This is a genomic window from Psychroserpens sp. (assembly GCF_045105015.1).
In the GTDB taxonomy this organism is placed as follows: domain Bacteria; phylum Bacteroidota; class Bacteroidia; order Flavobacteriales; family Flavobacteriaceae; genus Psychroserpens.
Genome location: NZ_JBGCCX010000156.1, coordinates 1 through 12,210, shown reverse-complemented (window position 1 = coordinate 12,210; position 12,210 = coordinate 1). Strand labels below are relative to the sequence as shown.

The window sequence follows — 12,210 nt, the reverse complement described above, 5'->3', positions numbered from 1 at the left end:
CCTCGCAAAAGCGATAAACACTCCTCCTTAGCTCAGTTGGTTAGAGCATCTGACTGTTAATCAGAGGGTCCTTAGTTCGAGCCTAAGAGGAGGAGCAAGTTATAAACCACTTACAGAAATGTAGGTGGTTTTTTTGTGGACAATAATCAATTCTTTTGCTCACATATTAGAATTAGAACGATGATTAATTGATAAACAAGTCATTGCTATTAATTTGTAGGGAATTATTTGAATAAATGTTTATCAATTTTAAATAAAAAGAGCTTTCTGTAGTGAAAGCTCTTTTTTTATGCCTTACGCCTTCTTTTAATTTGAATGATGACTAGCAGTAATAGAATGATAAAGCCTAACATCCAAAACACAAGATTTGAAGATGTTTTTAAATCGATTGGAGTTGTATCTCCAATAAGTACTAAACCAGCCCAATATTGTGGTGCTAAAGTTCGTCCTTCAGCTGTAGCCAAATAATCTAGTTTTGCGTTTTGAAGTGCTTTATCTTTAGGATGACCTTGTTTTATATAGTCGTAAAAATTTTCAATGATTTTAGTACTGGACTGTTCATCAATTTTCCATAAACTAGTCAGCATACTTTCGCTTCCTGCATAATTAAATGCATGAGCTAAAGAAATCATGCCTTCACCAGACTGATATGAAGGTCTTCCCGTTTCGCAAGCTGTAAGAATAGCAAGATTTGATGATAAATTCTGATTGTAAATTTCATAAGTGTATAATGAATTGTCATCAGTAGCAATGGTATCATTAACGTTTTTAGCAAAGATTAAACGAGATAATTCTGGTGATACATTATTTGATTCAGCATGTGTACCTATATGAATAATTTTGTGCTCTTTTGCATAGTTGGTAAAAATTTGCTTAGATGCATTATCATTAACAAATGAGGTTCCATTAAATATTTTAGAATATTCATTAGCTAAATCTGTAGCAAATGGTTGAGGTAAAAGCGTGAGATAACTTTTGTCTAAAAAAACCGAGTCTTTAATAGCTATTTTGTAATCATTTTTCATCTCATTAGTGAATTCAGGAGAAAAAGCCACAAAATTACTTTCAAAGAATTTGGGTGTCTTGTTGTTATTAATAAGCAAAAGGCTATAATTATATGAGATTGAATATGTATTTATTAAGCTTACTTTGTGTAGTTCTTTAAACGAATCTAAGGGTTGTGTTGCTAATACTTCGAAGCTTAAATTAAATAAGTTTTCATCTGGAACAATTATAATATTTGTCTTTGAAATAGATCGTTCTATTGGTTGCCATAATAACTTATATAAATCATGATAGGTATTGGTGTTTTTCTGAAATATTTCATTCTCACCTTGAATTCCGTTTAGAGTTTTGTCAATTTCTTTGGAGTCTAATTCAAAAAGTTTAATGTCTTTTTCAATTAGAAACGCAAATAGTTTATCATAAATGTAGACGTATCTTATAACAGAGTTATTTTCATTGATATTATTATGCATTTCAAAAGATGTTGCTATAGATGCATATTTTAAGTTGAAATACTTAGGATTGTCTGTTTTTAATTTATTGAGAAAGTTTTGCCAGTTTTTATTAGCTTCAATAAAGGCTTCAATATTATTTTTGTCATTTAGCGCTTCTCTTAATTTTTTTTGAAGATTTTGTTCTTTCTCTAAAGTAGATTCTGTAAGTTCACTTGAAGTGAAATCGGACCTTACATTGAGTTGTTGTCTAATTCGGTTATACAATTTAGATTCGTGAAGACTTAAAATATCTTTAAGGTAAGTTTTGTTTTTTGTGGATTGATATAACCAAAGTGAAACCAGTTTGGCATATTCAAAAACCTCATCATTGTCTTCTATGATTACTGATAGATTTTCATCACTTGTAAGTGCTGTTTTTTGTAGCTCAAGAATTGAAATAGCATTATTTAGGTTTTCGAATTGCTTCTTTAACACGATAGAATCGTTTCTATCTTGTAGTTCTAAAACAATTTTAGATTGTAGTAATAATGCCATTGGTTTTTCAAGGCTTGAATTTAACTTATTACTAAACCGTCCATCAGTATTTTCAAATAAGACTAAAGCTTTTTTTATAGAGCTAAATGCCTTATCATATTGTTTCGAATTGAAATAGATATTTGCTAGATTAACAAGTTGAGAGCTTTCAGCTGTTGTGGTTTTACCTTGGTTTTGCAACACATAATCATAGGCTTTTTGAGCCATTTCAATTGCCTTTTCATCATATCCGTTTTTTGAATAAAAGTTAGAATATTTCAACATTGCATTTAGATAGAAGTTATCGAAATTGCCTTCAAATACAGATTCATAACCTTCTTTACTTAATTCGTAATAGGTTTTAGCTTGATCAATATTACCATTATACTCATTGATTATGCCTTTATAATAGTAGGCGTCTGCAATTCCTAATTGATTGTCTTGAGAATTTTTACTATAAAGCTCCAGTCCTTTGTTAAAAAACGTTTCTGCGAGTTCATGATCCTTAAGTTTTAAATAGATATTTCCAAGATTTAGTGCTGAATACCCAATTTCAGAATCATTTTCTGGCATATGTTTTATTTTTTGTTGGTAAACATATTCGTTAAGGTTTCTGGCTTTGGTATAGTTTCCTAGTGCTATAAAATCTTCAGCATAATTTTCAATGGTCAAGAAAAGAAATAATCGTGCTTCTTCTTTAAAAAAATCTTTGCCTTCAGCTTCAGAGTTTATAAAAGCATTATAATTTTTTATGGCTTTCTCATTATAAGCCATTGCTTCATCAATATTCCCTAACTGAACATAAACAGAACTAATATTAGATTGGGTTTTAGCTCTATGGTAAAAGGTGTTCATTGGAGTTGACTCCAATTCATCTATGATTTTTTCTCCTTTTTTGAAATAATATAGCGCACTATCAATTTTATAGCTGTCCCACATTCTTCCTCCCAATGAATTGTATGCATCTAAAACTTTTGTTTTATCAGATTTAGGATAAGATAAGTATTGCCTTATTGATTCTTTACTATGCCATATGGCTTTTTTTAAATTCCCAAGACGTCTAAAATCTATACTTAAATTATGATGAATTAATCCAAACAAATCTCCTGTTGCATCAGGCATTTTTTTAGTGTCTTCTAGAGCAAGAAGATTTTGTTCTGAAGCATTTTTGTAATCTCTCAAATACACATAGAACCTAGCTAAAACTAAATGTTTTTGTCTAGACACTTCTAAAGAATCTGTGAGGTCAGTAATGCTATTGGCAAAGTCGTTTACTTTTTTTATTGCGACGGGTTTATCATGTTTTTGTAATGCAATTTTCCCAAAATAATATATCCGTTTGGTTAAGTCTTGATAGTACAGCTTCTCTTTTAGTCGATTAATATTTTTGTTTAATGCCGAATCTGCTTTTTCGTAAGCTTTTACAGCTATTAAAGAGTCTAAAATATTAGTGTTGCGTATATCTTCATTTTGTGAATATGCTTTACTTTGAAAGCTAAAGTGAAGACATAGAAAAATGATTAATCTGAAGCAATTATGTAATTGTCTCATATCCAGTTGATATTTTATAAATAGCTTTAGTCTTCTAGTTCAGACAAGAGGGCTTGACTTTCTTCAATGGTACTTTTTTCAAAATTTCCTTTAGCCAATTCAATGTTACCTTTTTTTAAATGTGCTAATCCCAAATAGTAATAGGCATCGTTAACCAATGGAAAACTTTTATTTTGAATGGATTGTTCTAAAAAATAAATGGCATTTTCTTCATTTTTATTTGCTAAATGCGTTACACCTAAAAAGTAATTTAATGTATCATTATTTGGTGTTTTAGATTTTAAAACTTCCCATTTTTTTATAGCGGTTTTATAGTCGCCTTGTTTATAATTAACCATGGCGTCGTAAAATTCAAAATCTGCAGTATCACTCATTACAGTTGGCAAACCTGGATCAGGAGTAAAATATTTTGCATATAATTTATCTGTAGAATTTTGATTAAAAAACCAAAAACTTCCAAGAGCAATGACAACTGCTGCTGCAGCTACAAATTTTCTAAACTTTAGATGTCTGATTTTAGAAAATTCATTTTGTATAGGTTGCTTTTTGACATCTTTATGAAATTCATCAAGTTGCTCTTTTAATGATTGGGTTTCAATGCCTGTAAGTAGAATTCTGATGTCCTCAACTTGGATTTTAAAATCAGAATCTGTCTGTAATTGCATTTTAAATGCTTTGAGCTCTTCTGTAGACATTGTGCCATTGATATAACGCTCAATAGTTTCGAGTTGTTCTTGTGATATGTTGCTATTCGTTTCCAATTTTTATGATTTAGAGGACAATACGATGTTTCGGAGTTTCTCCATGCATCTATATTTCTTATTTCTTACTGACGCTTCTTCAAGCTGTAACTCTGAAGCAATAACTCTCAGTGATTTTTTTTCGTAATAAAAGTTAGTTAAAAGTTGTTTGCATGGTTGCCCAAGATTTTTAAAAGCATTCATGGTCGCACTTAACTTTTCATCATTTTCATCAATAGTTTCACCTGAGGTTTCTTCTTTAAGAAAAGCCAGATTTTCATTAGTTAATCCCTTTGTTTTTTTAAACGTTTTAGAACGTAGTACATCCATCCATTTGTTTTTAGCAATTTGGTATAAGTAGCCTTGAAGTGCAGTTTCATTTTTGGGAATAAACTTATCCGATTTTAAATTTTTCCAGAGAGTAATAAAGCTTTCCTGATACAAATCTTTTGCATGTTCTACAGAACCACTGTTTTTTAAAACCATGGATTCAATTTTGAAATAATTGCCCATATAAAATTGTTTTAAAGCAATTTGATCGTTCGCTTTAATAGCTTCTATAAGTTGTAATTGATGGTCGATTTTGTAGGTTTCCCTCATATTGATAGCTAATCCTGAGTAAGATACAACTATTTCAAATTTCAACAAATACTATGCTATTAAATCAAATTTTTAACGACAAAACGTTTATTAAACATCGTAAAGCTTAATTATTGTCATCAGTATATTCTAATTTGTCCCAATTAATTCCATTAGTCGTATTATCAACATTTGGATTCCAATTAGTATTATCTGTCGCAACATATTCATTATTATCGTTTTTCCATACGTTATTATAATAGCCTTCTACTTGATATTGATTTCCGTTTTGGTTAGACATATTACTTCGTTCCCATACAGCATCAACCGATTTTGATTGTCCTGCGTCTGTCATAGTGTTTCGTCTTTTCCAACTTTCATGACTGCTATCTAAAATAGAACTGTATGTTTTTCCGTTGTTAATAATAGCTTGACCTTGCTTACGAATATCAGCCATTCGTTGTTGATGACTAGCATTACTTTGTCGAGATATTTGGGCGTAATATTGGTTGTTTTTTTGTAGCCAATTTGGATTAACCTGTAGGTTAAGTAAAGCATTAATATAATCTTCTTTAGCATTTTCATAAACCAGTTTTGGAGCCTCTAAAGCGTTTAAAGTATAGCCCCAATTCATGCCTCCAATAGTAGGATAATAACAAGTGAAGTATCTAATAATTCCTAAAGATTTGTTTCCGTTTTTATCTTCCCATTCTGTTACGATACACTCATATTTTTTTTCTTCAGGTGTAGATTTAAACATCAAATTGTCTAATTGTTTGTCTGCTGTCGCAAGTTGTGGCAATGGGAATTGTCTCAAATATTTCAACCCGTTAGATTCTAAATAAGGCTTAAAGTCTTCATTTAAAACTCGATTAATGTCTTTTGGAGCTTTTATCTGACTTCCATTTTGTTGCGAAATATAATTTAGTTGATCATTGTTTGAATAGTAAAATGTATTAAAACGCTCACCATAAATTTTTGTTCCATTTGGAGCTTCAAACATGATGTTGTCTTTTTTGTTGTTTACAACTTTCCATGTGCTAGGTATTGGCATCACTCCAAATATCATTTTAAATTGTTGGTTATTGATTTTGTGTAATTTTAATTTTTTGGTTGAATTTTTCTTAGCTGAAGATTTAGTTTCGAAGTTGTTTTTTGATTCAACATTTGTACTGGAAGAGTACATATTGTTTTCTTTTTGTTTACTACATGAACAAATAAAAAAAGTTGAAATAATAAGGAATGAGTGACATAGTTTCATAATACTAATAGAATAAATTAATGTTTCTATTTGTGCATCGAAACTGTTTTAGAATGTCATCATTTTCAGATAACTTGTTCTGAAGATGTATACTTTTTCTTCAACTGAAGAATCATTTCTTTAGTTATTAATTCTAAATCATATTCATGTTTCCAATCCCAATCTGTTCTTGCAAAAGAATCATCAATAGATTTTGGCCAACTGTCAGCAATGGCTTGTCTAAAGTCTGGTTTGTAATTAATAGAGAATTCAGGGAGTAGTGCCCTTATACTGTTAAAAAGTTCTTGAGGTGTAAAACTAATTGCAGCTAAATTATAACTAGATCTAATTGTGATATTATCTGAAGGTGCTTGCATAATATCAACTGTAGCATTAATAGCATCATCCATAAACATCATCGGAAGCTCGGTATTTTCATTTAAAAAACAGTCATAAACACTATCAGTAATTGCTTTATGATATATTTCAACTGCATAATCTGTAGTCCCACCACCAGGCATTGTTTTCCAACTTATAATTCCTGGGTATCTAATACTTCTAACATCTACTCCATATTGTTTGTGATAATACTCACACCATCGTTCTCCAACTTGTTTAGTAATTCCATAAACAGTTGTTGGTTCCATGATTGTATGTTGAGGCGTTTGTTTAGAAGGTGTTGTTGGTCCAAAGACAGCAATACTTGAAGGCCAAAATATTTTTTTAATCAAACCTTCTTTAGCTAAATTTAGAACATGAAATAAAGAATTTGTGTTTAAATCCCATGCCATCATTGGGTGTTTTTCGCCAGTTGCGCTTAGCATAGCAGCCATTAAATACACCGTATCAATATTGTGTTTATTAATACATTTTTTAACTGCGTCAAAATCTTTTGCATCTAATATTTCAAAAAGACCTGAGTTTGCAATATCTAAATTGGAGTGCCTAATATCGGTTGCTACAACATTATTATCACCATGAATTTTACGGAGTTTAAAGGTTAATTCAGATCCAATCTGACCACCAGCACCAATGATTAATACTTTTGACATATAACTAAGACACTATTTAATGTGTTTCAAAAGTACTAAGAATAAAAAGGACATAAAAGGGCAATGATTAAAATTAACAACACTTTATTTTTTTGTTAAATCCTTATTGATTCACTTTAATATATTTTCTCTTTAAGTATATTTACGACTCAATAGATTTTGTTTATGCGTTCAAATTTCTTGCTTTATGCTTTTATTTGTTTAATAGTTATTGGTTGTAAGACTGAAACTCAAGATCATGGTGAAGAATCTTCAATCAATAATACGGTATCAAAAAATATTACTAAGAAAGAGATTGAAAATCTAAAATATAATGATTACCTCTTAAGTCAAGATGCTTCAAATACAGTCAGAGATTGGCAAAAATACCAGGAATTAAGTACACAAATTGAATATTTAAAAACAGCTGAGTTATCATTTTTTAAAAATGATATTACCGTAATGACTGCTTTTATAAATGATTTTAAAGCTGAAATTCCAAAATCTATTAGTACTAATGAAATTAACTCAAGAATTACTGCTTTAGTCACCAAATTATTCAAGCTAAATAGTGAGTTGTTGTTGGATAATATTCCGAAACCTAAAAAGTTAGAAGCTATAAAAGAAGTGTTAGTTGCTTTTTCAAACCTTAATCTTCAAATTAACAAGAAACTTGAATTTGAAGCTAACAACATACTAAAGCCAGAGTAAATCTAAAAAACCGAAGTATCATTCTCTTAATATTTTGTTAATATGTAACAAATGCAGAGTTCAGGCTTCTAATTAATAACTAATTTTAAATCAAATTAATTAAAACTACACTATGAAAACTAATATCAAGAGTATTTTGATAGTTTCTATTTTGGCTGTTTTTGCATTCTTAGGGTGTAAAGAAGAAGCTAAAGAAGAAACAGCTATGGTTGAGAAAATTCCTGGAATTAATCTCGATAACATGGACAAAACAGTAAGTCCTAAAGATGATTTTTACAACTATGTAAATGGAAATTGGCAAAAGAATACAAAAATCCCTGATGATGAAACACGTTGGGGTGGATTTGGAGTATTACGTAAAGACACTAGAGCTGATGTTTTAGAAATTTTAAAAACATCTAAAGAATTAGGTAAGTATGAAGAAGGTACTGACCAGAAAAAAGCCTTATTATTATTTGAATCAGAACTAGATACTGTTGCTCGTAATGAAGCTGGTATTGAGCCACTAAAACCAATACTTGCTAAAATAGCTGGAATTAATAATCTTGGGGATATGCAAACTATTGAGGCAACAACTATGGGTGTTGCATCTCCATTTGCAGGACTTGGTGCAGGACCAGATTTGAATGACAGTAGTATGAATACAACTTGGGTTGGTCCTGGAGGAACAGGGTTACAAAGAGATTATTACTTAGACCAAGACGAAAAATCTAAAGAAATAAGAGAGAAATATAAATCTCATGTATCTAGAATGCTTCAGTTTATTGAATATTCTAAAGCAGATGCAGATGCTGCAGCAGTTAAAATCTTAGAGATGGAGACGCAATTGGTAAAGCCTAGATTAGATAAAGTTGCAGCAAGAGATACTCGAAACTACAATAATCCTAGATCTGTTTCTCAATTACAAGAAATGTGCCCTATTATTGATTGGAATAAAATGATTTCTGACCTTGGTATAGAAAAGAAAATTGATACAATCATGGTAGCACAACCAAAATACATGACTGCATTAAATGATTTCTTAAAAAACACATCTATCGATGACATCAAAACATTGATGGATTGGACTACATTAGATAATGCAGCAGGTTATTTAACGACAGAGATTGAAAGAGCAAATTGGGAGTTCTATTCCAAAGAATTAAGTGGAGCAAAAAAACAACGACCAGCTGAAGAGCGAGCATTAGGTACAGTGACAGGTAGTGTGGGTGAAGCGATTGGTCAGTTATACGTTGAGGCTAAATTTCCACCTGAAGCTAAAGTAAAAGCTGAAAAAATGATTGCTAATGTTATCTCAGCATTCCAAAATAGAATTCAAAAATTAGATTGGATGACCGCAGAAACTAAAACAAAAGCTATAGAGAAATTAGATAAGTTTACAGTCAAGATAGCATATCCAGATGAATGGGAAGATTATTCAAATTTAATGATCAAAGAAGGAAATAGTTATGCAGAAAACATGTTAGCTGTAGGTCATTGGGCGCTTAAAGAAAATTTATCTGAAATTAATGAACCAATTGATAAGTCTAAATGGGGAATGCCACCTCAAATGGTAAATGCTTATTTCAACCCAATTAATAATGAGATTGTTTTTCCAGCAGCTATTTTACAACCACCTTTCTATAATTATACGGCTGATGATGCTGTAAATTACGGTGGAATTGGCGCAGTAATTGGTCACGAAATTTCTCATGCATTTGATGATTCTGGGTCTCGTTTTGATGCTGATGGAAATTTAAAAAATTGGTGGACAGATCAAGATCTTGAAGAATTTACTAAAAGAGGAAATGCATTAGCTGAACAGTACAGTGCTATTGAAGTTTTAGACAGTGTCTTTGTGAATGGTCCATATACTTTAGGTGAAAATATTGGAGATTTAGGAGGAGTACTTGGTGCTTATGATGGTTTACAACTATTATTTGAAGAACAAGGAAGGCCTGAAGATATTGATGGTTTCACAGCTGAACAACGTTTCTTTATGTCATGGGCTACAGTTTGGAGAACATTAACAAGAGAAGATGCTTTAAGAAGACTAGTTAAAACAGATACGCACTCACCTGGAATGGTAAGAGCAACCCAACCCTTAAAAAATATTGATGAATTTTATAAAGCATTTGATATTAAAGAAGGAGATGCCATGTGGATTGCTCCTGAAGAAAGAGTAAGAATTTGGTAAATTAATTCTATTATAAATTAAAAAGCTGTCTAATTATTAGACAGCTTTTTTTTTAATTTTATTATTCTTCATAATCAGGATAAAGAAAATGATTGTAAGGAAAACGAGTGATGTGAATTTCTCTTACTTCATCATAAACACGTTTTTTGAACTCTTTAAGATTTTCTTTATTCAATGCCGAAATAAATAAAGCGTTATTACCAACCCTATTCATCCAAGTGTTTTTCCATTCTTCTAGACTATAATGTGCTGAGGTTTTTTCAGTGACTAAATCATCTTCTTCTAATGGTTCAGCTTTATAAGCATCAATTTTATTAAACACCATAATTGTAGGCTTGTCTGCACTGTCAATTTCCCCAAGAATTTTGTTTACTGAATCAATATGTTCTTCAAAATTTGGATGAGAAATATCAACAACGTGCAATAATAAATCTGCTTCCCTTACTTCGTCTAGAGTACTTTTAAAAGATTCCACTAATTGTGTGGGTAGTTTTCTAATAAACCCGACAGTATCAGTCAATAAAAATGGCAAGTTTTGGATCACTACTTTTCTTACTGTGGTGTCTAAAGTTGCAAATAATTTATTTTCAGCAAAGACATCACTTTTACTAACAACATTCATTAATGTAGACTTTCCAACGTTCGTATATCCAACTAGTGCTACTCGAACCATTTTTCCACGATTACCTCGCTGCACAGCCATTTGTTTATCAATAGTTTTTATTTTTGCTTTTAGTAAGGCAATTTTATCTCTTACAATACGTCTATCTGTTTCAATTTCAGTTTCACCTGGACCACGCATTCCAATGCCACCTTTTTGACGTTCAAGGTGAGTCCACATACCTTTTAATCTTGGTAATAAATACTCACACTGAGCCAATTCAACTTGAGTTCTTGCATAGCTTGTAGTGGCGCGTTGAGCAAAAATATCAAGAATTAAATTTGTACGATCAAGTACTTTACACCCTAAAATTTTACTAATATTTCGTTCTTGAGCTGCAGATAATTCATCATCAAAGATAGCTGTGCCAACGTTATTCTCTTTGATATAGTTTTGAACATCTTCCATTTTACCAGAACCAATAAATGTTTTTGGATTGGGCATGTCCATTTTTTGTGTAAAACGTTTTAAAACTTCACCGCCAGCAGTATATGTTAAAAACTCTAATTCATCAAGATATTCTTTAGAGTGAGCTTCATTTTGTGCTTTTGTAATTACTCCTATGAGTACGGCTTTTTCAAGTTGTATGTCTTTTTTTTCTATCATAAATCAAAATATTCACAAAGTTACATAATTGAAAGTATCCGTATTATATTTTAAAATTTAAATTTGTATTGTGGAAAAAGAAAACAAAATAGAACAGTATTTTACCGTAGCATTTTATAATGTAGAAAATCTCTTTGATGTTGAAGATAATGGATTTACACACGATAACGATTTTTTGCCCAAATCAGCAAAACGCTGGACTAAAAAGCGCTATGAAAAAAAAATTCATAAACTAGCAGATGTTATTTCAAAGATTGGGTTTGATGATATTAATAAACCCCCTTCATTAATTGGTATTGCAGAAGCCGAAAACAAGAAGGTTTTAAAAGAGCTTATAGAAGCTGAAGATTTAAAAGATTACAATTATGATATTGTTCATTTTGATTCTAAAGATGAACGAGGTATAGATGTTGGTTTGATTTACAATAAAGATGAATTTGAATTAGAATATTCAAAGCCGTTTTCTGTATACTTAGAAAAGGATAATGGGGTTCAAGATTTTACAAGAGATATATTGCTGGTCTCAGGAAAGTTAAATGGCGAATTGATTCACTGTGTAGTAAACCATTGGCCTTCACGTCGTGATGGTGTTCAGGAATCTTCAGTCAATAGACTAGCAGCGTCTCAAAAAGTAATTGAAATTATTGAAATGATTAAGTCTGAAAACATAGATCCAAAAATTATTGTGATGGGTGATTTTAATGATAATCCCAATAATGAAAGTGTAAAAATACTTTCTGAAAGAGGACAGTTGTTTAATCCAATGAAAACCTTGGTGTCTTATTCTAGAGGAACTCAAAATCACAATTTTAAATGGAATGTGTTTGATCAAATATTATTCACAACTAACTTCTTTGAAACCAATGATTTGAGCTTAAAATTTGAAATGGCAAATATATTTGACGAAAAGTTTTTAACTCAATATCATGGAAAATTTAAAGG

General features: G+C 30.9%; 9 protein-coding genes and 1 tRNA gene. 4 read left to right on the top strand and 6 right to left on the bottom strand.

The features are described from left to right. Positions 1 to 21 precede the first annotated feature (21 nt). Positions 22 to 95 (top strand) — tRNA-Asn (locus AB8B90_RS12030). A 192-nt stretch (positions 96 to 287) separates the two neighbouring features. Here the strand turns inward: AB8B90_RS12030 and AB8B90_RS12025 are convergent. From AB8B90_RS12025 to AB8B90_RS12005, 5 genes are all read right to left on the bottom strand, one after another. Then, positions 288 to 3,524 (bottom strand): CHAT domain-containing protein, encoded by a 3,237-nt coding sequence (locus tag AB8B90_RS12025; protein WP_405337201.1) that lies wholly within the window; start codon positions 3,522 to 3,524, stop codon positions 288 to 290. A gap of 26 nt (positions 3,525 to 3,550) precedes the next feature. Beyond that, positions 3,551 to 4,285, bottom strand: a complete 735-nt coding sequence (locus AB8B90_RS12020; RefSeq protein ID WP_405337199.1) for a tetratricopeptide repeat protein — start codon at positions 4,283 to 4,285, stop codon at positions 3,551 to 3,553. 3 nt (positions 4,286 to 4,288) lie between these two features. Then, positions 4,289 to 4,909, bottom strand: a complete 621-nt coding sequence (locus AB8B90_RS12015) for an RNA polymerase sigma factor (protein WP_405337197.1) — start codon at positions 4,907 to 4,909, stop codon at positions 4,289 to 4,291. A 61-nt stretch (positions 4,910 to 4,970) separates the two neighbouring features. Beyond that, positions 4,971 to 6,029, bottom strand: a complete 1,059-nt coding sequence (locus AB8B90_RS12010) for a hypothetical protein (protein WP_405337195.1) — start codon at positions 6,027 to 6,029, stop codon at positions 4,971 to 4,973. Positions 6,030 to 6,169: 140 nt separating this feature from the next. Then, positions 6,170 to 7,135, bottom strand: coding sequence for an NAD-dependent epimerase/dehydratase family protein (locus tag AB8B90_RS12005; RefSeq protein ID WP_405337193.1), 966 nt, complete (start codon positions 7,133 to 7,135; stop codon positions 6,170 to 6,172). 165 nt (positions 7,136 to 7,300) lie between these two features. Here AB8B90_RS12005 and AB8B90_RS12000 point away from each other — a divergent pair, with 165 nt between their 5' ends. Further along, positions 7,301 to 7,825 carry a hypothetical protein gene (locus AB8B90_RS12000; RefSeq protein ID WP_405337191.1) on the top strand — a complete coding sequence of 175 codons (525 nt, stop codon included), beginning with the start codon at positions 7,301 to 7,303 and terminating at the stop codon, positions 7,823 to 7,825. Between the two features lie 112 nt (positions 7,826 to 7,937). Continuing rightward, complete coding sequence (locus AB8B90_RS11995; RefSeq protein WP_405337189.1) at positions 7,938 to 10,001, top strand: M13 family metallopeptidase; 2,064 nt, start codon at positions 7,938 to 7,940, stop codon at positions 9,999 to 10,001. A 61-nt stretch (positions 10,002 to 10,062) separates the two neighbouring features. Here AB8B90_RS11995 and hflX read toward each other — a convergent pair whose 3' ends face one another. Then, positions 10,063 to 11,268, bottom strand: a complete 1,206-nt coding sequence (gene hflX / locus AB8B90_RS11990) for a GTPase HflX (protein ID WP_405337187.1) — start codon at positions 11,266 to 11,268, stop codon at positions 10,063 to 10,065. A gap of 70 nt (positions 11,269 to 11,338) precedes the next feature. Here hflX and AB8B90_RS11985 point away from each other — a divergent pair. Then, positions 11,339 to 12,210, top strand: an 872-nt coding sequence (locus AB8B90_RS11985; RefSeq protein ID WP_405337185.1) for an endonuclease, incomplete at its 3' end; no start/stop codon positions are given.

Coding starts and splice junctions, on each gene's coding strand:
- AB8B90_RS12025 (WP_405337201.1), bottom strand. CDS start 3,524: ATGAGACAATTACATAATTGCTTCAGATTAATCATTTTTCTATGTCTT.
- AB8B90_RS12005 (WP_405337193.1), bottom strand. CDS start 7,135: ATGTCAAAAGTATTAATCATTGGTGCTGGTGGTCAGATTGGATCTGAA.
- AB8B90_RS12010 (WP_405337195.1), bottom strand. CDS start 6,029: ATGTACTCTTCCAGTACAAATGTTGAATCAAAAAACAACTTCGAAACT.
- AB8B90_RS11995 (WP_405337189.1), top strand. CDS start 7,938: ATGAAAACTAATATCAAGAGTATTTTGATAGTTTCTATTTTGGCTGTT.
- AB8B90_RS12000 (WP_405337191.1), top strand. CDS start 7,301: ATGCGTTCAAATTTCTTGCTTTATGCTTTTATTTGTTTAATAGTTATT.
- hflX (WP_405337187.1), bottom strand. CDS start 11,268: ATGATAGAAAAAAAAGACATACAACTTGAAAAAGCCGTACTCATAGGA.